The sequence below is a fragment of the Variovorax sp. KBS0712 genome (assembly GCF_006323185.2).
Lineage (GTDB): Bacteria > Pseudomonadota > Gammaproteobacteria > Burkholderiales > Burkholderiaceae_C > Variovorax > Variovorax boronicumulans.
Map to the genome: position 1 here is coordinate 322,405 of NZ_VCCD02000004.1, position 23,184 is coordinate 345,588.

The window sequence follows — 23,184 nt, forward strand, 5'->3', positions numbered from 1 at the left end:
GGAGATGACGATGACACCCCCCAGCGAATTCCCCTCGGCCGACGGCCTCTGGACCGGCCTGCGCCTGGCGCCCGGTGCGGCGCCCGGCGTCACCTTGGCGCCCGACGCCGAAGCCGCCCTCGTGGTCGCGCAGGGCGCGATCCGCTGGGTCGGCGCGCGCGCCGACCTGCCCGCCGAGTTCGCGGGGCTCGCGCCGCACGACGGCGGCGGCGCGCTCGTCACGCCCGGGCTCGTCGATTGCCACACGCACCTGGTCTACGGTGGCCAGCGCGCCAACGAGTTCGCCATGCGGCTGGCGGGCGCGACGTACGAAGAAGTGGCGAAGGCCGGTGGCGGCATCGTGTCGTCGGTGCGCGCCACGCGCGAAGCCGACGAAGACACGCTGTTCGCCCAGGCCGCCGCGCGCCTCGAGCAGTTGCTGGCCGACGGCGTGTGTGCCATCGAGATCAAGTCGGGCTACGGCCTGGCGCTTGAGCACGAGCGCAAGCAGCTGCGCGTGGCGCGGCGACTGGGCGAGGCCTACGGCGTCACCGTGCGCACCACCTTCCTCGGCGCGCACGCGCTGCCGCCCGAGTACGCGGGCCGCAGTGGCGACTACATCGACCTCGTCTGCAAGGAGATGCTGCCCGCGCTCGCCGCCGAAGGGCTGGTCGATGCGGTCGACGTGTTCTGCGAACGCATCGCCTTCTCGCTCGCGGAAACCGAGCAGGTCTTCCAGGCGGCGAAGGCGCTGGGCCTGCCGGTCAAGCTGCATGCCGAGCAACTGTCGGACATGGGCGGCGCCGCACTGGCCGCGCGTTATGGCGCGCTGTCGTGCGACCACATCGAGCACCTGTCGGCCGAGGGAATCGCGGCCATGCGCCAGTCGGGCACCGTGGCCGTGCTGCTGCCCGGCGCCTACTACACGCTGCGCGACACGCACCTGCCGCCCATCGACGCGCTGCGCGCCGCGGGCGTGCCGATGGCCGTCTCGACCGACCACAACCCCGGCACCTCGCCGACGCTGAGCCTGCTGCTGATGGTCAACATGGCCTGCACGCTGTTCCGCCTCACCGTGCCCGAGGCGCTGGCCGGCGTCAGCGTGCACGCCGCGCGCGCGCTGGGCCTGCAGGACACGCACGGCGCCATCGCGCCCGGCATGCCCGCCAACTTCGTGCTCTGGAACCTGCACGACGCCGCCGAGCTGGCCTACTGGTTCGGCCAGCAGCCGGTGCGCGCCGTGGTGCGCCAGGGACGCATCGCCGTCGGAGCCACCGAATGACACACACACTTTTCGCAGCCGATGCGCTGCTGCCCGCTGGCTGGACGAAGAACGTCCTGCTGACGTGGAACGACGCCGGCCGGCTCACGCAGGTGCAGGCCGGCGCGCAACCGCCCGCGGGCGCGCAGGTGGCGACCGGCCCGGTGATCCCGGGCATGCCCAACCTGCATTCGCACGCCTTCCAGCGCGCCTTCGCGGGGCTCACCGAGCACCGCGCCGAACAGCAGGACAGCTTCTGGAGCTGGCGCACGCTGATGTACCGCTTCGCCGCGCGCCTCGGGCCGCAGCACATGGAAGCCATCGCGACCTGGCTCTACGCCGAGATGCTCGAGGCGGGCTACACCAGCGTGTGCGAGTTCCAGTACGTGCACCACGACACCGACGGGCGCCCCTACGCCGACGACGCGGCGCTGAGCCGTGCGCTGCTGCGCGCCGCGCAGAACACCGGCATCGGCTTCACGCTGCTGCCGGTGCTCTACCAGACCAGCGGCTTCGGCGACCAGCCGCCCACCGAGGGGCAGCGCCGCTTCATCCGCTCGACCGAGTCGATGCTGCGCCTGCTCGACGCGCTCAAGCCCGACTGCGACGCGCAGGGCGCGCGCTTGGGCCTGGCGCCGCACTCGCTGCGCGCCGTGCCGCCCGAGGCGCTGCGCGAGGCGCTCGCCGGCCTGGACGCCATCGACCGCACCGCGCCGGTCCACATCCACATCGCCGAGCAGACGAAGGAAGTGGACGACTGCGTGGAGTGGAGCGGCCTGCGCCCGGTCGAATGGCTGCTCGACCACGCGGCCGTCGATGCGCGCTGGTGCCTCGTGCACGCCACGCACATGAACGACGCCGAGTACGAATACGCGGCACAGAGCGGCGCGGTCGCGGGCCTGTGCCCGACCACCGAGGCCAACCTGGGCGACGGCATCTTCGACTTCGCGCGCTGGCGCAGCCACGGCGGCGCCTGGGGCGTGGGTTCCGACAGCCACGCCAGCGTCAACGCGGCCGAGGAGCTGCTGATGCTCGAGTACAGCCAGCGCCTGGGCCGGCGCCAGCGCAACGTCGGTGCCAGCGCGGCGCAGCCGCACGTGGCCACCGCGCTCACGCTCGAAGCCGTGCAGGGCGGGGCGCAGGCGTCGGGCCGTGCGGTCGGCGGGCTGGCCGCGGGGCAGCAAGCCGACTTCGTCGTGCTCGATGCCCATCACCTCGCGCTGCAGGGCCTGTCGGCGCCTGACATGCTCTCGGCCCATGTGTTCGCGAGCCACCGCACCTCGGCCGTCGACGCGGTCTGGGTGGCGGGCCGCCCGCGCGTCACGGCCGGGCGCCACGCGCTGCATGGCGATGCCGCAGCCGCCTTCGTTGCCGCGCGCACCCAACTCCTCAAGGACTGAATTCCCATGGCCTTCACCACCACCGAACCGGCGTTCCGCTTCCGCCAGGGCACGCGCCCGCTGCTGATCTCGATGCCGCACGTCGGCACGCACGTGCCGCCCGCGCTGGCCGCGCGCTTCACCGACGAGGCGCGCCACGTGCCCGACACCGACTGGCACCTCGAGCAGCTCTACGACTTCGCCGACGCACTCGGCGCCTCGGTGCTCGTGGCCACGCACTCGCGCTACGTGGTCGACCTGAACCGTCCGCCGGACGGCGCCAGCCTGTACCCGGGCCAGAGCGTCACCGGCCTGTGCCCGGTCGACACCTTCGACGACACGCCGGTCTATGCGAAGTCCGAAGACCACCCGTCCGACGAAGAAGTTGCCGAACGCCGCGAGGCCGTCTGGCGCCCGTACCACCAGCAACTGCAGGCCGAGCTCGATCGCCTCACGGCCGCGCACGGCACCGTCGCGCTGTGGGACGCGCACTCGATCCGCTCCGTGCTGCCGCGCTTCTTCGAAGGCAAGCTGCCCGACCTGAACCTGGGCACCGCCGATGGCAAGAGCTGCGACCCCGCGCTGGCCGCCACGCTGCGCGGCATCGCCGAATCGGCGCCGGGCTACACCGGCGTGCTCAACGGCCGCTTCAAGGGCGGCCACATCACGCGCCAGTACGGCAACCCGGCCGGCGGCGTGCACGCGGTGCAGCTGGAGATGACGCAGTCGAGCTACATGCAGGAAGCGCTGCCCTTCGACTACCTGCCCGACGTGGCCGCGGGCGTGAAGCCGCACGTGCGCCGCATGCTGGAAGCCGTGCTGGCCTTCGTCGAAGGCGGCGCCCGGTGAGCGCCGCCATCCACGCGTTCGCGCGCCCCGAGGTGCCGCCGCTGCCGCCCTACAACGCGGGGCTGTCCTCGGAGGCCGTGCGCGCGCGCTACGGCGTCAGCGAGATCGCGCGGCTGGCGAGCAACGAGAACCCGTACGGCCCCAGCCCCGCGGTGGCGCGGGCGCTGGTCGACCTGGCGGCGCGCGCGGGCACCTACCCCGACGCCAACTCCACGGCGCTGCGTGCCGCCATCGGGCAGCGCACCGGTGCGCTGCCCGGCGAGGTGGTGATCGGCAACGGCTCCGAGGACATCCTGCAGATGATGTGCCAGGCGCTGCTGTCGCCGGGCGACCGCGTGCTCACGCAGCGCCCGGCCTTCGGCCTGCACGAGATCTACCCGCGCATGATGGGCGCGCAGGTCGAGCTGCTGACGCTCACGCCGGAACTCGGCTTCGACGTCGATGCCTGGTGCGCGGCGCTCGCGCGCGGGCCCAAGGTGGTGATGCTGGCCAACCCCTCGAACCCGGTCGGCTGCATGTTCGATGCCGGCGACTTCGCGCGCCTGCTCGCTGCGGTGCCCGCGGGCACGCTGCTGGTGGTGGACGAGGCCTACTACGAATATGCGCGGCTGGCGCCCGGCTACCCCGACGTGCTCGCCCTGCTGCGCGCCTGGCAGGCGGCCGGCGAAGGCCGCGCCCCCTGGATCGTGCTGCGCACCTTCTCCAAGGCCTGGGGCCTGGCCGGCCTGCGCGTGGGCTACGGCATTGCGTCCGACGCGGCGCTGGTGCAGCTGCTCGACCGCGTGCGCACGCCCTTCAACGTGAACCTGGCGGCGCAGGCCGCGGCGCTGGCGGCCTGGGGCGACGAGGCCTTCATGGCGCAGGCGGTGGCGCGCACCGTGCAGCAGCGCGAGGCGCTGGCGGCGCAGCTTCGCGCCCTGGCCGGGGCGGTCTGGCCGGGCCTGCGCATCGCGCCTTCGGCGGCCAACTTCCTGTTCGTCGACCTCGGGCGGGCGAACGCGCCGGTCAACGAGGCCCTGCTGGCGCGCGGGATCATCGTCAAGCCCTGGAAGGAGCCGGGCTTCGAGACCTTCATCCGCGTCTCGGTGGGCACCGACGCGGACAACGCGCGCTTCGTGCAGGCGCTGGCGGAGATCGCGGGCGGGCAAGGCTGACGCCGGCAAGACCCGCCTGCGCGCCGGGCCAGACCGGGGTTTTTACAATCGCGGACATGACCAAGCCCCTCATCTATACCCGCGGCCAGGCGCTGCCGGGCATCCTGGCCAACCGCATTGCCATCCTCGACGGCGCGATGGGCACGATGATCCAGCGCTTCAAGCTCACCGAGGAGCAATACCGCGGCGAGCGCTTCAAGGACTTCGAGCGCGACGTGAAGGGCAACAACGAGCTGCTGTCGCTCACGCGCCCCGACGTCATCACCGACATCCACGAGGCCTACCTCGCGGCCGGCGCCGACCTCATCGAGACCAACACCTTCGGCGCCACCACCATTGCGCAGGAGGACTACAAGATGGCCCACCTGGCGCGCGAGATGAACCTCGAATCGGCCAAGCTGGCGCGCGCGGCCTGCGACAAGTACAGCACGCCCGACAAGCCGCGCTTCGTGGCCGGCGCCCTCGGCCCGACGCCCAAGACCGCGAGCATCAGCCCCGACGTGAACGACCCGGGCGCGCGCAATGTCGATTTCGAATCGCTGCGCGCGGCGTACTACGAGCAGACCGAAGCGCTGCTCGAAGGCGGCGCCGACGTGATCCTGGTCGAGACCATCTTCGACACGCTCAACGCCAAGGCCGCGCTGTTCGCGGTGGACGAGTACTTCGACAACAGCGGCCAGCGCCTGCCGCTGATCATCAGCGGCACGGTGACCGATGCGTCGGGGCGCATCCTCAGCGGCCAGACCGTCACCGCCTTCTGGCACAGCGTGCGCCATGCGCAGCCGCTGGCCATCGGCCTGAACTGCGCGCTGGGCGCGACGCTGATGCGCCCCTACATCCAGGAACTGGCGCGCGTGGCGGGCGACACCTACATCAGCTGCTACCCGAACGCCGGCCTGCCCAACCCGATGAGCGACACCGGCTTCGACGAGACGCCCGACGTCACCTCGCGCCTGCTGCACGAGTTCGCGGCCGAGGGGCTGGTGAACATCGTGGGCGGCTGCTGCGGCACCACGCCGGACCACATCGCGGCGATCGGTGCGGCGGTGGCGCCTGCCAAGGGCCGCCTGCTGAACAGCAACGGCTTCTACAAAGAAGCCGCCTGAAGTCGGGCGCCGCGCGCGCCCTCGGCTGATTGACGGCTCCCCGCCCCACGCCTACGCTGGGGCGCACAGGAGCCTCCCATGAACGCCACATCCTTCTTGCGCCGCGCTGCCTTGGGCGCACTCGTTTTGCTGCTGCCGCTCGCGGCGGCGGCGCAGCAGGCCTTCACGCGCGGCGCGGTCAACCTGCGCGCCGGGCCCTCGGGCGACTACCCGCTGGTGGCACGGCTCGGGCCGGGGCAGCCGGTCGACGTGGTCGGCTGCACCAGCGGCTACGGCTGGTGCGACGTGGTGCTGCCCGACGGCGGGCGCGGCTGGGTCTGGGCAAGGAACCTCGACTACGCCTACCAGCAGCAGCGCGTGCCGCTGGCCACCTACGGTGCGGTCATCGGCGTGCCGATCGTGAGCTTCGTGATCGGCAGCTACTGGGCCGACTACTACCGCGACCGCCCCTGGTACGGCGACCGGCGTTGGTGGGGCCAACGGCCTCCGCCGCCGCCGATCGCGGGCTGGCGCCCGCCGCCGCCCGTGCACCCGGGCTGGCAGCCGCGGCCCTGGCCGGGGCCTGGCGTGCGTCCGCCCCACGGGCCCGGGGTCCGTCCGCCTCATGGACCTGGGGTCCGTCCCCCGCACGGGCCGGGCATCCGGCCGCCCGTCGATCCGGGGTTCCGCCCGCCGCGACCGCAGCCGGGCTTCCGGCCCGGGCCGCCGCCGGGCGTGTCGCATCCGCATCCGGGCGGGGGCCGGCCCGGTGGGGGCGGCGGTGGTGGAGGAGGGCGTCCGCACGGCGGGGGCGGTGGGCACGGCGGTGGAGGCGGGCACGGCCACGGCCACGGAAAGAATTGACCCGGCTCACACGGCCGGCGTTGCGATGCCGGCCGCCGCCTGCCGGTCGCGCGCGATCAGCGCCACGAAGCGCTGCGCGCCCAGGCCCAGCGGCCGTTCGCGCGACCACACCACGTCCACCCACAGGTCCAGCCCGTTGCTGAGGTTCTCGAACGGGATCTCGACCAGCGCGCCCGCCGCCACGTGGGGCCGCGCGAAGTTGCGTGGCAGCCAGCCCCAGCCCAGCCCGGCGGTGATCAGGCTCAGCGCGGCCAGCGCGTTGTCGGTGCGCCAGACATGCCGCGCGAACACGAAGCGCGGGTCGCTGGTGGCCAGGTCGCGCCCCGCGACCACGATCTGGCGCGTGTTGGTCAGGTGCTCCTCGCGCAGGCGCCCGCCGGCCGCGGCGCGCAGCACCGGGTGCTCGGGCGCCATCACGGCCACCATGGTGTCGCTGCCGACCTCCTGGAAGCCCTCGCGGCCGTCGAGGCTGGGGCGCTCGAACACCAGTGCCAGCTGCGCCCGGCCGCTGTGCAGCAGCGCCAGCGCATCGGCCTGCGGCGCGGCCAGCACCTCGACCTGCAGCAGCGGGTAGTCGTCGGCCAGCGCGGCCAGCGGCCCGCTCCAGGGCGCGGCCAGCAATTCGGGCGCGATGGCCAGCGTGAGCCGGTCTTCCAGCCCCTGCGTGAGCGCCAGCGCCTGCACCTGCAACTGCCGCAACTGGGCCGCGAGCAGCCGCGCCTGCGGCTCGAGCGAGCGCGCGGCGGACGTGGGCTGGGGCTCGCGACCGCTGCGGTCGAACAGCGGCAGCGCCAGTTCGGCCTCGAGGTGGGCGATGGCCATGCTCACGGCCGACGGCACCTTGCGCAGCGCCCGCGCGGCGGCCGAGAACGAGCCGTGGTCGATCACGGCCAGGAAGACCTCGACGTTGTCGCTGGAGAAAGCCATGGCGTCCCGATCTATCAACAAAACTGAAATAAGTTAACTTTTTATATCAGCCAAAAGCAAATAAAGTCCCTCCATCGCAGTCAAACACACAGAGAAACAGTCATGCAGGGCCTTCAGCGTCGGATCGTTTACATCTCCCTCTACGAGGGCATCGCCATCGTGGCGGCCAGCGCCGGCCTGGCCCTGATGTCGGACGCGGGGCTCGGCCACTCGGGCCTGCTGGCCGTGGGCGCCTCGGTGATCGCGGTGATCTGGAACCTGACCTTCAACGCCCTGTTCGAGCGCTGGGAGTCGCGCCAGGCGGTGCGCGGGCGCAGCCTGAAGCGCCGCATCGCCCACGCCATCGGCTTCGAGGGCGGCCTGATCGCCTTCCTGGTGCCGATGCTGGCCTGGGGCCTGGGCGTGTCGCTCTGGCAGGCGCTGGTGATGGACCTGGGCCTCGTGGTGTTCTTCCTGGTCTACACCTTCGTCTTCAACTGGGCCTTCGACCGCGTGTTCGGCCTGCCGGCTTCGGCCATGGGCGAAGCGCAGCCTGCGTAAGCCGGCGCTTACTTGGCCGATTCACTTCACCGGCTTGGACGCGGCGGCCGAGCGCATCGCCAGGGCACCGCTCAGGCGCAGGCGCTCGTTCTCGTTGAAGAGCGTCTCGCGCAGCTGGGCCCGCTCGGCCTCGGGCGCGCTGGCGTAGCGGTCGAGCCGGGCGTTCCATTCCTGGGTTTCCTGGTCGAGCGTGGCCAGGCCGCGCGCCACCTCGTAGCCGTAGGCCTCGCTGCGCGCGGCAAAGCGCTCCTGGGGGCTGGCGCCGCGCGCCTGCAGCGCCTCGGTCTGGCGCATCACGTCCAGATGGGCCACCGCCTCCTTGCGCACCTCGCGCTGCGCGGGCGACAGCCAGGCCTGCTCGCTCTGCGCCAGCGCCGCGGCGCGCTGTTCGGGCGTGAGGTCGGGGTTGGACAGCAGCTCCATCTTCTCGGCCATGAACCGGTCCTGCCGGATCTGGTCGCCGAACAGGCCTTCGATTTCCTCGGGCGCGAAGAACTGCCGGCGCACCGCCTCGCGCGCCTCCAGGCTGCGGCGCAAAAAGGCCGGGTCGCCGGGCGCGGGCGGCTGCAGGGAGCGCAGGGCCTCCTGCATGTCGACGTAGCGCTCCAGCAGGCCCAGCGCGCGCACGCGCCAGTCTTCGCGCAGGCGCAGGGCGAGCAGGGCGGGCGCGCGGGCCATCAGCGTGGCCTTGCTGTCGGCCTGCGCTTCGGCGAGCACCTGGTCGAAGAGGGTGATGAGGTCGCTGGTGAGCAGGGCGTCGGGGGCCGCGGCAGCTTGCGACGCAGGCGGGGGCGCGCCGGGCACCGCGACCGCCGCCGTGGCGCGGGGCGCGGCGGCCTGCGGCGCATCGACCGCCCCGGGGCCGATCGCCAGCCAGCCGGTCCCCGCGGCCACCAGCGCGACGGCGCCGATGGTCAAGGCCACACCGCGCATGCGCAGCGTCCTCAGAGCCCCGCGCTCTTGAGTCGCGCGGCCTGTTCCCTGAACAGCTCCGGCGGTTTCTTCTCGTAGTACGGGAACTGGCTGCCGTAGGTGTTGCCGAAGGCCTGGTTCACCTCGTCCAGGTGGTTCTGGCGGTAGTCGCCCAGGTGGGTGCCCAGGCGCGTGGTGCAGACCGCGAGCAGGCCGTCGTTGGCCTCGCCGAAGAAGAACAGGCTGCCCAGGGTCGACAGCGCCGTGTCGCTCGGGTCGAACAGGTTGAAGCTGGTCGACACGCCCGACCACGAGTAGTAGCGCACGCCGTTGGCCACGGCCGCACCGCTCTTCACGTCGCACGACGAGCCCGGCGCGGGGCGCCCCTGCGGGAACTTGGCGTCGAAGGCCGCGCCGCCCGCCGTGGTCAGCGAGGCCAGCGCGTTCAGCGGCACTTCGGGCAGCTGGCTCGGGTCCTTGCCCGAGAGAAAACCGATCAGCCCCGTCAGCAGGCCGACGGCCTTCACCACCAGGGTCTGGCCGATGCCGCCTTCGGGCAGCTTGGCGAGCAGGTCGGCCACCTTCGAGCCGCCGTTGGCGCCGCCCACCGACGTGACCGACGCCACCATGTCGGGCGCCACGGCCGCCACGTAGCGCACCGTGGGCGAGCCCTGCGAATGGCCGATGAGGTTGAACTTGAGCGTGGGGTTCTGCTCCAGCGCGCGGATGGTCTTGAGCTCCTGCAGCAGCTGTTCGCCGCGGATCTCGGAGGTGTTGGTGCCCGACACCTGCGCCACGTACACCTTGGCGCCCGCGGCGGCCAGCCTGCCGGGGATGTCGTAGAAGTAGTCGACGCCCAGCAGGTTGTCGAAGCCCAGCAGGCCGTGGACCAGCACGATCGGGTACTTCGTCTTCGCCGTGTCGGAGGTGACGCGGGCCTCGACGCGCGTGGCGCTGTCGCCGGCGGCGGCACGCGCCGGCGGCGCATGAACCACGAGGGCCGCGGCGGCCAGGAGGCCGCAGCTCAGGGCCACGGCGCGCATCGGGGTGGCTGCATGCTGCAACCGGACATTCCACTTCCTGGCCATCGGCGAACTCCCTTACGTTTGGTTAAAAACACGAACGTTCGTTCAGAAACGGTGGGCGCATTCTGTTGACACGTGCAGGAATGAAAACTGGGGTTTTCCCAGGGCGCAATCGAATCGACCTAAAATGCGCGACTTCCCAAGGAGCGTTGCAGCGGTTCGCCACAGAGGCGAATCGTCAGGCTTGGGGCGACAACGACGCTCGCCTGTCCGACTCTTCCGCAGGTGAGGCCATGTCCCAGATTCCCGCATCCGTTTCCGCTCCCGTTGCTCCCCCTTCCATGAAGCTGTCCGGCCTCGAACCGGTCGCCATCGGCGAGGGCACGCTGTTCGTCAACATCGGCGAGCGCACCAACGTCACCGGCTCCAAGGCCTTCGCGCGCATGATCCTCAACGGCCAGTTCGAGGACGCCCTGGCCGTCGCGCGCCAGCAGGTGGAGAACGGCGCGCAGGTGATCGACATCAACATGGACGAGGCCATGCTCGACAGCAAGGCCGCCATGGTGCGCTTCCTGAACCTCATTGCCAGCGAGCCCGACATCGCGCGCGTGCCGGTGATGGTCGACAGCTCCAAGTGGGAGGTCATCGAGGCCGGCCTGCGCTGCATCCAGGGCAAGGGCATCGTCAACTCGATCTCCATGAAGGAGGGCGTGGACAAGTTCAAGCACGAGGCCAAGCTGGTCAAGCGCTACGGCGCTGCCGCCGTGGTCATGGCCTTCGACGAGAAGGGCCAGGCCGACACCTACGCACGCAAGATCGAGATCTGCGAGCGCGCCTACCGCGTGCTGGTCGACGAGGTGGGCTTTCCGCCCGAAGACATCATCTTCGACCCGAACATCTTCGCCATCGCCACCGGCATCGAGGAGCACGACAACTACGCGGTCGACTTCATCAACGCCGTGCGCTGGATCAAGCAGAACCTGCCCGGCGCCAAGGTGTCGGGCGGCGTGAGCAACGTGAGCTTCAGCTTCCGCGGCAACGACCCGGTGCGCGAGGCCATCCACACCGTGTTCCTGTACCACGCCATCCAGGCGGGCATGGACATGGGCATCGTCAACGCCGGCATGGTCGGCGTGTACGACGACCTCGAACCCACGCTGCGCGAGCGCGTGGAAGACGTGGTGCTCAACCGCCGCCCCGACGCCGGCGAGCGCCTGGTCGAAGTGGCCGAGACCGCCAAGAGCGGCGCCAAGGACGACAGCAAGAAGCTCGAATGGCGCGGCACGCCCGAGCACCCGGTGCACGTCAACCAGCGCCTGTCGCACGCGATGGTGCACGGCATCACCGACTTCATCGTCGAAGACACGGAGGAGGCCTACCAGCAGATCCTCGCCAAGGGCGGGCGTCCGCTGCACGTGATCGAAGGCCCGCTCATGGACGGCATGAACATCGTGGGCGACCTGTTCGGCCAGGGCAAGATGTTCCTGCCGCAGGTGGTGAAGTCGGCGCGCGTGATGAAGTCGGCCGTGGCCCACCTCATTCCGTACATCGAGGAAGAAAAGCGCCAGGACGAGGCCGCGGGCCGCGACGTGCGCACCAAGGGCAAGATCATCATCGCCACCGTGAAGGGCGACGTGCACGACATCGGCAAGAACATCGTCACCGTCGTGCTCCAGTGCAACAACTTCGAAGTGGTGAACATGGGCGTGATGGTCCCGTGCCACGAAATTCTGGCGAAGGCCAAGGTCGAGGGCGCGGACATCGTCGGCCTGTCGGGCCTCATCACGCCCAGCCTCGAAGAGATGCAGTACGTGGCCGGCGAAATGCAGAAGGACGACCACTTCCGCATCAAGAAGATCCCGCTGCTCATCGGCGGCGCCACCACCAGCCGCGTGCACACCGCCGTGAAGATCGCGCCGCACTACGAAGGCCCCGTGGTCTACGTGCCCGACGCCTCGCGCAGCGTGAGCGTGGCGCAGAGCCTGCTCTCGGACCAGGCCACCGCGTACATCGACGAGATCAACGCCGACTACGAGAAGGTGCGCACGCAGCACGCCAACAAGAAGCAGGTGCCGATGTGGCCGCTGGCCAAGGCGCGCGCCAACAAGACGCCGGTCGATTTCGCCAACTTCGTGCCCACCGTGCCCAAGTTCATCGGCCGGCGCGTGTTCAAGAACTTCGACCTCACCGAGTTGGCCAAGTACATCGACTGGGGCCCGTTCTTCCAGACCTGGGACCTGGCCGGCCCGTTCCCCGCCATCCTGAAGGACGAGATCGTCGGCACCGAGGCCGTGCGCGTGTACGCCGACGGCCAGCGCATGCTCAAGCGCCTCATCGAAGGGCGCTGGCTCAGCGCCAGCGGCGTGGTCGGCTTCTGGCCCGCCAACACGGTGAACGACGACGACATCGAGCTGTACACCGACGAGACGCGCAGCGAAGTCGCGCTCACCTGGTACGGCATGCGCCAGCAGACCGAGAAGCAGATGATCGACGGCGTGATGCGCCCCAGCCGCTGCCTGGCCGACTTCGTCGCCCCCAAGGACAGCGGCGTGAAGGACTACGTCGGCGTGTTCGCCGTCACGGCCGGCCTGGGCGTCGAGAAGAAAGAGAAGTTCTTCATCGACGACCTCGACGACTACTCGGCCATCATGCTCAAGGCCCTGGCCGACCGGCTGGCCGAGGCTTTTGCCGAAGCCATGCACCACCGCGTGCGCACCGACCTGTGGGGCTACGCGCCCCACGAGGGCCTGAGCAACGACGACATGATTGCCGAGAAGTACCGCGGCATCCGCCCCGCGCCCGGCTACCCGGCCTGCCCCGACCACAGCGTGAAGGGCCCGATGTTCGACCTTCTGAACTGCGCGGACATTGGCATGACCCTGACGGAGAGCCTCGCTATGATGCCCGCCGCCAGCGTGAGCGGCTTCTACCTCGGGCACCCCGACGCGACGTACTTCAACGTCGGCAAGATCGGGCACGACCAGTTGCAGGACCAGGCCGCGCGGCGCCGCACGAGCGAAGCGGAGCTCGAGCGCCTGCTGGCGCCGAACCTTTGAACCTGCCGGCCGGTCGGCGCGACCGGAGTGACCGGCCACGGGAGTTGATATTCAGAAGCTGATCTTTGCCGCCGCGCACTACGCCCAGTTCGCGATCTTCGTGATTGCCTGCTGGGGTGCCGGCCGCGCGGTGCTCGCGCGCCTGCGCCCGCCCTCGCGCCGCGACGCCTGGCTCGAGGCGGCCATGTCGGCTGCACTCGGCGTCGGCCTTTACATCTGTGCTTTCCAGGCGCTGGCGATCTTCGGGCTCTTCCGCCGCGAGGCCACGCTCGGGCTGATCGGCGCGGGCGTCGTGGCTGCCGCATGGCAGTGGCGCGGCTGGCGCGCCGAGGTGCGTGGGCTGCGCGCGGCCGCGCCCGCCACGCCGCCGTGGACCCGCTTCGAACGCATCGCCGCCATCGCGCTGGCGCTGGTCGCGCTGCCCGCGCTGGTGGCGCCGCTCGCGCCGCCGGCCGCCTTCGACGAGCTGATGTACCACCTGCCCTACGCGCGCCTCGTGGCGCAGCAGGGCACGCTGGGCATCCACGACTGGCTGCGCTACCCCTGGTTCCCGTACAACTACAACCTGCTGTACGCCGCCGCGCTGCAGGTGGGCGACGACGTGCTGCCGCACTTCCTCAACGCCCTGGCGGGCGCGCTGTCGGTGCTGATGATCTTCCGCCTGGGCATCCTGCACGCCAACCGGCTCACCGCCTGCATCGGCGCGGCCATCTGGCTGGGCATGGGCGACTACGCCAACGCGCTGATCGACATGGGCGTGGCGCTGTTCGTGCTGTCGGCCTTCGTGGCGCTGTGGTGGTGGCGCGAATCCGAACCGCTGCGCGACGGCACGCGCTGGCTCTGCCTGGCGGCGTTCTGCCTCGGCGTGGCGGCGGGCTCCAAGTACCAGGCGCTGATCTTCCTGCCGCTGGTGGCGCTGTTCGTGGTGCGCCACGAGCGCCGCCTGCTGCAGGCCTGGGCGCCGGCGCTGCTGTGCTTCCTGATTCCGTGCATCTACTGGTACGCGCGCAACGCCATCATGACGGGCGACCCCTTCAACCCGATCGGCGCACGCGTGTTCGGGTTCACCGAATGGGTGCCGGCCGACTACGTGCAGCAGGTGGCCGACGTGCGCGACCACGCCGAGATGCCCAACGCGCTCATCTGGTCGGTGTTCCTCGCGCCCTTCAGCGTGTGGTGGAAGCGCTCCGCCGCCGTGCGCGCGGCGGGCTGGTTCTGCCTGTACTCGGTGGCCGTGTGGGTCGTGACCTCGCGCTACCCGCGCTACCTCATGGCCTCGTTCCCGCTGCTCGCGATGACGGCCGCCGTGGGCTGGCAGGTGCTGTTCGGCTGGATCGCGGCGGGTGTGCGCGGACTGCGCGCAGCGCCCGCTGCGGTCGCTGCCGACGGCCCGCGCAGCGGCGCCGGCGTCGGCGACTGGGTCGTGGTGCTGCTGCTGGCCGTGCTGGCTGCCGTGTCGGTGGGCCAGACGGCCACCAAGGTGTCGATGATCTCGCTCACGCCCGAGGCGCGCGAAGCCTTCCTGCGCAAGCACGTGCCGGGCTACGGCGTGATGGACTACGTGCGCCGCAACGTGACCGGCCGCGTCTACCAGATCGCGCTGAACGAGGCGATCTACTACGGCCCCAACCCGATCTGGGGCGACACGCTGGGGCGCTGGCGCTACCGCGACTACCTGCTGATGTCGCCCGGCGACACGGCGCGCAAGCTGGCGGCCGAGGGCTTCACCACCGTCGTCATGTCGCCCGAGATGGTGAAAGTGCTCAGCGTGCGGCCCGGCTTCGACCAGTACTATGGCCTGCTGCACGACCAAGACGGCAGCCGCGCCTACCGACTCCTTCCGACGACCGCCCCATGACGACCGACCACCGACCCGCCCCCGTGTCCGCCATGCCGCGCATTGCCGCCGTCATTCCCTGCTTCAACGAGGCCCTGGCCATCACCCAGGTGATCGAGGGCTTCCGTGCGGCCCTGCCCGGCGCCGAGATCCACGTCTTCGACAACAACTCCACCGACGACACGGCCGCCGTGGCCCGCGCGGCCGGCGCGATCGTCACGCACGTGGCCGCGCGCGGCAAGGGCAACGTGGTGCGGCGCATGTTCGCCGACGTCGAGGCCGACATCTACGTGATGGTCGACGGCGACGCCACCTACGACACCACCGCCGCGCCGCGCCTCATCGCGCGGCTGGTCGAGGGCAACCTCGACATGGTGGTCGGCAGCCGCGTGGACGACGGCCAGGACGCGCTCACCTACCGCGCCGGCCACCGCTTCGGCAACTGGCTGCTCACGGGCACCGTGGCGCAGCTCTTCGGCGGCGGCCTCACCGACATGCTCTCGGGCTACCGCGTGTTCTCGCGCCGCTACGCCAAGTCGTTCCCGGCCCTGTCGCAGGGCTTCGAGATCGAGACCGAGCTGACCGTGCACGCGCTCGAGCTGCGCATGCCCTACGCCGAGGAAGCCACCGCCTACAGCACGCGCCCCGAAGGCTCGCACAGCAAGCTCTCGACCTACCGCGACGGCTGGCGCATCCTGAAGACCATCGGCAAGCTGTTCGTCAGCGAGCGGCCGCTGCAGTTCTTCTCGATCGTCGCGGCCGTGCTCGCGATCGCTGCGCTCGCGCTGGCCCTGCCGCTGTTCATGACCTACGCCCACACCGGCCTGGTGCCGCGGCTGCCCACGGCGGTGCTCGCCACCGGCGCGATGCTGGCAGCGCTGCTGTCCTTCGTCTGCGGCGTGGTGATGCACACCGTCACGCTCGGCCGGCAGGAGGCCAAGCGGCTGCGCTACCTGGCGCAGCCCTGCGTGCGCGAGAGCTTGCGCAAGAGCCTGCGCGCGCACTGACGGCGGCGCGATGAAGATCGGGCGCGAGTTCCTCTCGTTCGCCGTGGCCGGCGTGATCGGCTTCGTGGTGGACGTGACGGTGCTCTACCTGCTGGCACCGCTCCTGGGGTGGTACGGCGCGCGCGTCGTGTCGTTCCTGGCCGCCGCCACCACCACCTGGCTCTACAACCGCCGCTACACCTTCGCGGCGAGCGCGGCCGGCGCCGCCACGGGGCGTTCGGTCTGGCGCGAATACCTGGGCTACCTCACGACCATGCTGGCCGGTGCCGTGCTGAACTACGGCACCTACGTGCTCACGCTGCACTGGGTGGAGGGGCGCTGGGCCGCCGCGCTCGGCGTGGCACTGGGCAGCATCGCGGGCCTGGGCGCCAACTTTCTCTCGGCGCGCTACCTGGTCTTCCGCTCGCATCGCAGCGGCGGCTGAGGCCGCCGCCGGGCGCGTTCACTCAGGTTCAGTGCCCGCCCGACACCACCACCGGGATCTCGGTGGCCGGCGGCGTGTTGCGGCTGCGGCCGCAGCGCACGAGGCCGTCGATCATCACCATGCCCACGCCCGGGATGTCGCCCAGCTGCACGCTTTCGAGCAGGCCCGGCGCGGGCGAATGCTGGGCGCGGTCCATGAACACGAAGTCGGCCGCGCGGCCCACTTCGATCAGGCCGCAGTTGAGCTTGCGGATCTTCGCCGTGTTGCCGGTCGCGAAGCAGAACACCAACTCGGCCGGGATGTTCGCGATCGACGACAGCATCGCCACCATGCGCAGGATGCCCAGCGGCTGCACGCCCGAGCCCGCGGGCCCGTCGGTACCCAGGATCACGCGGTGCGGGCACTTCAGTTCGAGGGCAGCCTTGGCCGCCGCAATCGCGACCTTCTCGTTGCCGTTGTGCACGATCTCGATGGCGCGCGTGCTCTTCTCGCACAGCTCGCACACATGTGCCTCGGGCAGCGAGGTGTGGCCGCCGTTGATGTGGCCGATGATGTCGGCATCGGCCTCGAGCACCACGTCCTTGTCGATCAGGCCCGAGCCCGGGATCGACGGGCCGCCCGTGTGGATCGTGCTCTGGATGCCGTACTTGCGTGCCCAGGCCACCATTTCCTTGGCCTCGTAGCCGGCCTTCACCGAGCCCAGGCCCACTTCGCCCAGCAGGCCCACGCCGGCTTCGGCGAGTTCCTTGAAGTCGCTCTCGACCATGCCCTTCTCGATGACGGGCGCGCCCGCCAGCACCTTCACGCCGCCAGGGCGGAAGTTGTCGAAGGCGCGCTGCGCGGTGATGGCCAGCGCCTTCAGGCCGACGATGTCCTTGGGGCGGCCGGGCAGGTGCACCTCGCCAGCGGAAATCATGGTGGTCACGCCGCCGTGCATGGTGGAGTCGATCCAGCCGATCTGGCCTTGGCGCGGCGTCCAGTCGCCGAACACCGGGTGCACGTGGCTGTCGATGAGGCCGGGGGCGACGCAGGTCTTGCGCGCGTCGATGACGGTGACGGCGCCTTCGAGGTCGCAGTCTTTCTCCTTGCCGACCGCCACGATCAGGCCGTCGTTCACCACCAGGGTGTCGGCGTCGAGGATGGGCTTGTCGATGTCGCCCGAGAGCAGCAGCCCGATGTTCTTTATGACGACCTTGCCCGACTTTGCGCCGGCTGCGATTTCTGCCATTTCGTTGTGTCCTCGTCGTGGGGTGGGGAAGGGGTGCGGTTGTCCGATACCTCGTCCGCGCGCACGGTGCGCAGCAGGGTCTCGATGACGAAATCTTCCCAGTGCGCGACGGCTTCCGGCGACTCCAGCGGCTCGCCGAGGAAGGCCGTGAGCGTGTGCCGGTTCGAGGTGTAGAAATAGCCGGTGGACGCGATCAGCAGGTAGATGTCGCGCGCCACGAGGTCGGTGCGGAACAGGCCCTGGGCCGCGCCGCTGGCAAGGATTTCCGAAATGATGGCCACCGCCCGCGACGAGTACTCGCGCGCCCGCAGCGACTTCGAGATGTGCCGGCCCTTGTGCAGGTTCTCGGTGTTCAGCAGCGTGACGAACTCGGGGTTCTTGCGGTAGTAGCCGAGCACGAAGCGGATGACTTCGGTGAGCGCTTCCACGGGCCGCGAGGCGTCGAGCGCAATGGCGGCCTCGGCATCGTCCATGCGCTGGTAGATGCCCTCGAGCACCGCGATGAACAGGCCCTCTTTGCTGCCGAAGTAGTAGTAGATCATCCGGTCGTACGACTTGGCGGCCTTGGAGATCTTCTCCACGCTGCCGCCGTCGTAGCCGTACTTGGCGAACACCTTGGTCGCCGCCTTGAGGATGCTGTCGCGCGTGGCCTGGGCCGCGGCCTCGCGCACGCCGGTGCGGCGCTGGGGCTTGGGCTTGCTGACGGAGCGGGAGTCGGCCATCGTGCGCGCAGCGCCTCTTCTATTGCTTACTTCTCGGCGAAGGCGCGTTCGACCACGAAGTCGCCGGGCGTCGAGGTGTTGCCTTCCTTGAAGCCGCGCTTTTCCAGGATGTGCTTCAGGTCGACCAGCAGGCCGGGGCTGCCGCACAGCATCACGCGGTCTTCCTCGACGTTCAGCGGGGGCAGGCCCAGGTCGTCGGTGAGCTTGTTGCTCTCGATCAGGTCGGTGACGCGGCCCTGGTTGCGGAACTCCTCGCGCGTGACCGTGGGGTAGTACAGCAGCTGCTTGGCGATCATCTCGCCCAGGATCTCGTGCTTGGGCAGGTGGTCGGTCACGAGGTCGTGGTAGGCCAGCTCGTCGACCTGGCGCACGCCGTGCACCAGGATGACCTGCTCGAACTTCTCGTAGGTGTCGGGGTCGCGGATGATGCTCATGAACGGCGCCAGGCCGGTGCCCGTGCCGAACAGGTACAGGCGCTTGGCCGGCAGCGTGTAGTCGATGAGCAGCGTGCCCGTGGGCTTGCGGCCCACGATCACGGTGTCGCCCACCTGGATGTGCTGCAGCTTCGAGGTGAGCGGGCCGTCTTCCACCTTGATGCTCAGGAACTCCAGGTGCTCCTCGTAGTTGGGGCTCACGATGCTGTAGGCGCGCAGCAGGGGCTTGTTGTTGACCTTCAGGCCGATCATCGTGAAATGACCGTTCGAGAAGCGCAGCGCCGGGTCGCGCGTGGTGGTGAAGGTGAACAGGCGGTCGGTCCAGTGGTGGACGCTCAGGACGCGTTCTTCGCTGAATGCACTCATACAGAACTCAAGTGTTGGTTGAAGACAGAAAAGGGTGGCTGAGCCGAAATGCACGCCTTTGGGGCGTCCGCCATCGGCCGGCTAGCAACCCTCCATTGTCGTTGGTCGGAAAAACCCCGATGAACACCGCGAGAAAACACCATTGCAAGCATCGGGCCTGTTTGCTACATTGACCTTTGATGTAGTGAACGCAACATGAAAGTGTAGGGGATGCTACACAAACGAAAGCCGCCGCACAAGCACCTGCACGGCACGTTTGTTGCAAACCTCCGGAGCCTGAAGACCCGCTCCGACAGCACCACACCACGAGATCGCCCCGATGACTGAACACACCAAGACAGACGGATTGCCCGGCATCGACATGCCCCTGGTCGCGCAGGCCGGCGGCGCCGCCTTCGGCAAGGCGCCGCCGCGCAACGAGAAGATGAGCACCGCCAAGGTCGAGTGCAACGCCTGCCCGGTGCTGTGCCAGATCTCCGACGGCCGCACCGGTGCCTGCGACCGCTACGCCAACCGCCAGGGCGTGCTGGTGCGCGTCGACCCGGTGGTGCTGCTGCGCCGCACGCTCGCCAGCGAACAGCCGGCGCTCGTGCCCTTCGACCGGCCCGGTGCCGACGCGGCAGAGGCCCATGCTGCGCCCGACTGGAACGGCGACCTGCTGCACGCCGACGAGGTTTTCGTCACCGGCGTGGGCTCGTCCACCACGTATCCCGACTACAAGCCCGCGCCCTTCATCGTGGCTTCGAAAGCCCAGGGCGTCGACATGGTCACCGTCGTCACCGAAGGCATCTTCAGCTACTGCAGCTTCAAGGTGAAGATCGACACCGACCGCTTCCTGGGCGCCGAGCAGGCCAACGTGCGCTACAAGGGCGAGGTCGTGGGCCATGTCACCACGGCCGAGTACGGCTCGCAGATGCTGTCGCTGGGCGGCGTGCACCACCTCACGGGCGGCAGCAAGAAGGAAGGCCGCATGACGGCCGAGCTCATGCAGCTGCTGGGCAACAAGCAGGCGGTCGAATGCACCATCGACGGCGGCGTCAGCCTCGTCATCCAGGCCGGCAAGGCGCCCATCGTCAACGGCGTGGAAGAGCAGCGCATGCGCGTGGGCTGCGGCTCGGCGGCCGTGGGTATCTTCGCGCGCCAGTTCGCCGGCGTGGCCGACGAGGTGGTGGTGGTCGACGACCACATCACCGGCGTGCTCACCGAGCACCAGGCCGGCCGCTGCCTCGACATGACGCCCTCGGGCATCCAGATGCTGGGTCGCAAGTCGACACCCGGGCGCTACTTCCAGGTCGCGAACCCGGGCAACGGCTGGGGCGGCACCGACATCGCCGACCCGCTGGCGATCATCGAGGGCTGGGAAGAGGGCGTGGCCCGCCCCGGCCTGCGCCTGCTCATGACCTCCACCACCGGCGAACACGCGCAGTGGTACGTGCTCGACGACGCGCTGAAGCCCGTCGAAAAGGAGATGCCGCCCGAAGTGCGCCGCATCGTCGATCGCATCGGCGAGAACTGCGAGCCTTCGCTGTGCACCGTGCTGTTCCTCGGCGGCGCCGGCGGCAGCCTGCGCGCGGGCGTCACCGAAAACCCCGTGCTGCTCACGCGGGCCATCAAGCGTGCGCTGGTCAACGTCACCTGCGGCGGCGCGCCGGCCTATGTATGGCCCGGCGGCGGCATCACCGTGATGGCCGACGTCATGCGCATGCCCGACAACAGCTTCGGCACCGTGCCCACGCCGGCCATCGTCGCGCCCATCGAGTTCAGCATGCGGCGCGCCGACTACGAGGCGCTCGGCGGGCACGTCGAACACATCTTCCCGCTCGAACAGGCGCTCGCGCGCGGTGCGTGGCAGGAAGACGGCGCACCGCTGGCGCGCCAATGGCTCGTCATCGACGATGCCAATCCGTGGCCGCTCGGCCATGCCCCGATGCTGGGCTGACACCATGTCCGCCCAACGCACGGCGCTCGACGCGGGCCGCTGGCATTTCAACCACGGCCCGATCGACATCGTGGCCGAAGCGCACGGCGACCCGTACGCCGTCGCCGCCGCGCACGACGCGGCCTGGGCGCGCTTCGGCCATGTGCTCGACGAACTCGTGCGCGAGCTGCCGCAGCTGCGCCTGCCCGTGGCCGCGCGCCAGCGCCCGCGCGGCGTGGTGGCGCGCCGCATGTGGGACGCCTGCGATGCCTTCTCGCCGCTGTTCCTCACGCCCATGGCGGCCGTGGCCGGCAGCGTGGCGCAGGAACTCATCGCCTTCTACGACCGGCCCGGCATCGAGCGCGCCTGGGTCAACAACGGCGGCGACATCGCACTGCACCTCGCGCCCGGCCACACGGCGCGCGTGGGCTTGTTTGCCGATCTCGCGCGCTTCGACTGGCGCGACAGCGGCATGCTGACCACCGACGGCCAGTTCGAGCTGCACGCTGACCAGCCCGTGCGCGGCGTCGCCACCAGCGGCTGGCGCGGGCGCAGTTTCTCGCTGGGCATCGCCGACAGCGTGACGGTGTTGGCCGCCACCGCGGCGCAGGCCGACGCCGCCGCCACCGTGATCGCCAACGCCGTCGACGTGGCCGACGCCGCCATCCAACGCCTGCCCGCCAGCGCCTGCAAGGACGACAGCGACCTCGGCGACACCCTCGTCACCGTCGACGTGCCGCCGCTGGCGCCCGCGCAGGTGCACCATGCACTCGATGCGGGCGCGGCGTGCGCCCGCGTGCTGCAGAAAAGGGGGCTCGTGTGGGCCGTTCTGCTCGTTTGCCAGGGGCAGTGGCGGCGGGTGGAACCCTTATGCTCGAAGTCGCTGGACATCGCGCTGCCCGAAGCAGTTGGTTCAGTATTTGCTTAACGAAAAGCAAGGTTCTTTTTCATGATCGAAATCCGTCGCGTCTTCACCCATGTCGAGCACATCCACCACGAGTTCGGCCCGCGTGCCGAAACCCCGCTGGTGCGCGGTGCCATCGGCGCGGTGCTGACCAATCCTTTCGCGGGCCGCTACGAGCCCGACATCCTGCCGATGATGGCGCTGCTCGACCCCGTGGGCGTCGACATGGCGCACCAGCTGCACGCTGCCATGGACGTGCCGCTGGAGCAGATCGCCACCTACGGCAAGGGCGCCATCGTCGGCGCCGACGGCGAGCTGGAGCACGGCGCGCTGTGGCATGTGCCCGGCGGCTACGCGATGCGCGAGCTGCTCGGCTGGAAGGGCAGCCGCGCCGCCTACACCGCGGGCAAGGCCGAGGAGAAAACCGGCCAGCCCGGCAACGCGCTGTCGATCGTGCCCTCGACCAAGAAGGTCGGTCCGCCCGGCGCCGCGCTCGACGTGCCGCTCACCAACATCAACGCCAGCTACGTGCGTGGCCAGTTCGACGCCATCGAGGTGCGCGTGCCCGGCGCGCCGATGGCCGACGAGATCGTCTTCATCCTCGCGATGAGCACCGGCTACCGCGTGCATGCGCGCGTCGGCGGCCTGCTTGCCAAGGACATCAGCAAGTGGGACGGCCTGCGCTGACCGCACAAGACAAGAGACAAGACAACAAGGAACACACAGACATGACCGCCAACATCCGCAAGCTCGTCATTCAAGTGGACGAAACCCGCAAGGAAATGGGGCAAGACGTGACGCCGCCCACGCGCCGCGCCGTCGCCATCGCCGTCATCGAGAACCCCTACGCCGGCCGCTACAGCGAGAACCTCGACGAACTCATCGCCATCGGCGAAGAGCTCGGCGCGCTGCTGGGCCAGAAGGCCGTGAAGGCGCTGGGCATCGAGCCTGGCCAGGCGCAGAGCTACGGCAAGGCTGCCATCGTCGGCGAGCGCGGCGAGCTGGAGCATGCTGCCGCCATCCTGCATCCCAAGCTGGGCGCGCCGCTGCGCCTGGCGGTCGAGAAGGGTGCGGCGCTCGTGCCCTCGGCCAAGAAGCAGGGCACGCTGGGCACGGCCATCGACGTGCCGCTGGGCCACAAGGACGCCGCCTTCGTGCGCAGCCACTTCGACGCCGTCGAGGCCCGCGTGGCCGACGCGCCGCGCGCCAACGAGATCGTTGTGGCCGTGGCCGTCACCGACAGCGGCCGCCCGCTGCCGCGCGTCGGCGGCCTGCAGGTCAGTGAAATCAAGGGCGAAGACGGTCTTCGCTGA

Annotated in this window: 21 protein-coding genes and 1 riboswitch; of the genes, 15 read left to right on the forward strand and 6 right to left on the reverse strand. The window is 70.0% G+C overall.

Annotation, left to right across the window (positions count from 1 at the left end):
* The first annotated feature begins 10 nt into the window (after positions 1-10).
* From hutI to FFI97_RS29750, 6 genes are all read left to right on the forward strand, one after another.
* Positions 11-1,261 carry an imidazolonepropionase gene (hutI, locus tag FFI97_RS29725; protein WP_139703364.1) on the forward strand — a complete coding sequence of 417 codons (1,251 nt, stop codon included), beginning with the start codon at positions 11-13 and terminating at the stop codon, positions 1,259-1,261.
* On the forward strand, positions 1,258-2,640 hold the full coding sequence (locus tag FFI97_RS29730) for a formimidoylglutamate deiminase (protein WP_139703365.1): 1,383 nt from the start codon (positions 1,258-1,260) through the stop codon (positions 2,638-2,640). Before hutI ends, FFI97_RS29730 begins: the two co-directional genes overlap by 4 nt.
* Before the next feature lie 6 nt (positions 2,641-2,646).
* Positions 2,647-3,468: an N-formylglutamate deformylase gene (hutG, locus tag FFI97_RS29735; RefSeq protein ID WP_139703367.1), complete on the forward strand. Its 822-nt coding sequence runs from the start codon at positions 2,647-2,649 to the stop codon at positions 3,466-3,468.
* On the forward strand, positions 3,465-4,622 hold the full coding sequence (locus tag FFI97_RS29740) for a histidinol-phosphate transaminase (RefSeq protein WP_139703369.1): 1,158 nt from the start codon (positions 3,465-3,467) through the stop codon (positions 4,620-4,622). Before hutG ends, FFI97_RS29740 begins: the two co-directional genes overlap by 4 nt.
* Before the next feature lie 56 nt (positions 4,623-4,678).
* Positions 4,679-5,728 (forward strand): homocysteine S-methyltransferase family protein, encoded by a 1,050-nt coding sequence (locus tag FFI97_RS29745; protein ID WP_139703371.1) that lies wholly within the window; start codon positions 4,679-4,681, stop codon positions 5,726-5,728.
* A 78-nt stretch (positions 5,729-5,806) separates the two neighbouring features.
* The gene (locus FFI97_RS29750; RefSeq protein ID WP_139703373.1) at positions 5,807-6,571 is read left to right on the forward strand and encodes an SH3 domain-containing protein; all 765 of its coding nucleotides are present in this window, start codon (positions 5,807-5,809) and stop codon (positions 6,569-6,571) included.
* A gap of 6 nt (positions 6,572-6,577) precedes the next feature.
* Here FFI97_RS29750 and FFI97_RS29755 read toward each other — a convergent pair whose 3' ends face one another.
* A complete protein-coding gene (locus tag FFI97_RS29755) occupies positions 6,578-7,498 on the reverse strand; it encodes a LysR family transcriptional regulator (protein ID WP_139703374.1) in 921 nt (306 codons plus the stop codon).
* A 102-nt stretch (positions 7,499-7,600) separates the two neighbouring features.
* Here FFI97_RS29755 and FFI97_RS29760 point away from each other — a divergent pair, with 102 nt between their 5' ends.
* Positions 7,601-8,038 carry a PACE efflux transporter gene (locus tag FFI97_RS29760; protein ID WP_062473998.1) on the forward strand — a complete coding sequence of 146 codons (438 nt, stop codon included), beginning with the start codon at positions 7,601-7,603 and terminating at the stop codon, positions 8,036-8,038.
* A 21-nt stretch (positions 8,039-8,059) separates the two neighbouring features.
* Here FFI97_RS29760 and FFI97_RS29765 read toward each other — a convergent pair whose 3' ends face one another.
* Positions 8,060-8,971: a lipase secretion chaperone gene (locus FFI97_RS29765; RefSeq protein WP_185993754.1), complete on the reverse strand. Its 912-nt coding sequence runs from the start codon at positions 8,969-8,971 to the stop codon at positions 8,060-8,062.
* 11 nt (positions 8,972-8,982) lie between these two features.
* Positions 8,983-10,038 carry an esterase/lipase family protein gene (locus FFI97_RS29770; protein WP_260685218.1) on the reverse strand — a complete coding sequence of 352 codons (1,056 nt, stop codon included), beginning with the start codon at positions 10,036-10,038 and terminating at the stop codon, positions 8,983-8,985.
* 132 nt (positions 10,039-10,170) lie between these two features.
* Positions 10,171-10,246, forward strand: a riboswitch (S-adenosyl-L-homocysteine riboswitch).
* 22 nt (positions 10,247-10,268) lie between these two features.
* On the opposite strand from FFI97_RS29770, the gene metH reads away from it, so the two are divergent.
* From metH to FFI97_RS29790, 4 genes are all read left to right on the forward strand, one after another.
* A complete protein-coding gene (metH, locus tag FFI97_RS29775; protein WP_139703378.1) occupies positions 10,269-13,031 on the forward strand; it encodes a methionine synthase in 2,763 nt (920 codons plus the stop codon).
* Between the two features lie 100 nt (positions 13,032-13,131).
* Positions 13,132-14,889: a glycosyltransferase family 39 protein gene (locus tag FFI97_RS29780; RefSeq protein ID WP_260685219.1), complete on the forward strand. Its 1,758-nt coding sequence runs from the start codon at positions 13,132-13,134 to the stop codon at positions 14,887-14,889.
* On the forward strand, positions 14,886-15,875 hold the full coding sequence (locus FFI97_RS29785) for a glycosyltransferase family 2 protein (protein WP_062473993.1): 990 nt from the start codon (positions 14,886-14,888) through the stop codon (positions 15,873-15,875). The genes FFI97_RS29780 and FFI97_RS29785 overlap by 4 nt, the downstream gene beginning before the upstream one ends.
* A 10-nt stretch (positions 15,876-15,885) precedes the next feature.
* Positions 15,886-16,299, forward strand: a complete 414-nt coding sequence (locus tag FFI97_RS29790; protein WP_070063556.1) for a GtrA family protein — start codon at positions 15,886-15,888, stop codon at positions 16,297-16,299.
* A gap of 28 nt (positions 16,300-16,327) precedes the next feature.
* Here the strand turns inward: FFI97_RS29790 and FFI97_RS29795 are convergent, their stop codons facing one another.
* From FFI97_RS29795 to FFI97_RS29805, 3 genes are read right to left on the reverse strand one after another with little or no spacing between them, the layout of a single operon-like run.
* Positions 16,328-17,527 (reverse strand): amidohydrolase family protein, encoded by a 1,200-nt coding sequence (locus tag FFI97_RS29795; RefSeq protein ID WP_139703382.1) that lies wholly within the window; start codon positions 17,525-17,527, stop codon positions 16,328-16,330.
* Entirely contained in the window at positions 17,482-18,249 is a 768-nt protein-coding gene (locus FFI97_RS29800) for a TetR family transcriptional regulator (RefSeq protein WP_070063554.1), read from the reverse strand. Before FFI97_RS29800 ends, FFI97_RS29795 begins: the two co-directional genes overlap by 46 nt.
* A gap of 26 nt (positions 18,250-18,275) precedes the next feature.
* The gene (locus FFI97_RS29805; RefSeq protein WP_062473986.1) at positions 18,276-19,049 is read right to left on the reverse strand and encodes a ferredoxin--NADP reductase; all 774 of its coding nucleotides are present in this window, start codon (positions 19,047-19,049) and stop codon (positions 18,276-18,278) included.
* A gap of 319 nt (positions 19,050-19,368) precedes the next feature.
* Between FFI97_RS29805 and FFI97_RS29810 the strand changes: the two genes are divergently transcribed.
* The 4 genes from FFI97_RS29810 to FFI97_RS29825 are packed head-to-tail and all read left to right on the forward strand — an operon-like array spanning position 19,369 to position 23,184.
* Positions 19,369-20,988 carry a 6-hydroxynicotinate reductase gene (locus tag FFI97_RS29810; RefSeq protein WP_139703384.1) on the forward strand — a complete coding sequence of 540 codons (1,620 nt, stop codon included), beginning with the start codon at positions 19,369-19,371 and terminating at the stop codon, positions 20,986-20,988.
* 4 nt (positions 20,989-20,992) lie between these two features.
* Positions 20,993-21,895 (forward strand): UPF0280 family protein, encoded by a 903-nt coding sequence (locus FFI97_RS29815; protein ID WP_070063552.1) that lies wholly within the window; start codon positions 20,993-20,995, stop codon positions 21,893-21,895.
* A gap of 21 nt (positions 21,896-21,916) precedes the next feature.
* Entirely contained in the window at positions 21,917-22,558 is a 642-nt protein-coding gene (locus FFI97_RS29820; protein WP_095743158.1) for an amino acid synthesis family protein, read from the forward strand.
* Positions 22,559-22,599: 41 nt separating this feature from the next.
* Positions 22,600-23,184 (forward strand): amino acid synthesis family protein, encoded by a 585-nt coding sequence (locus FFI97_RS29825; RefSeq protein WP_139703385.1) that lies wholly within the window; start codon positions 22,600-22,602, stop codon positions 23,182-23,184.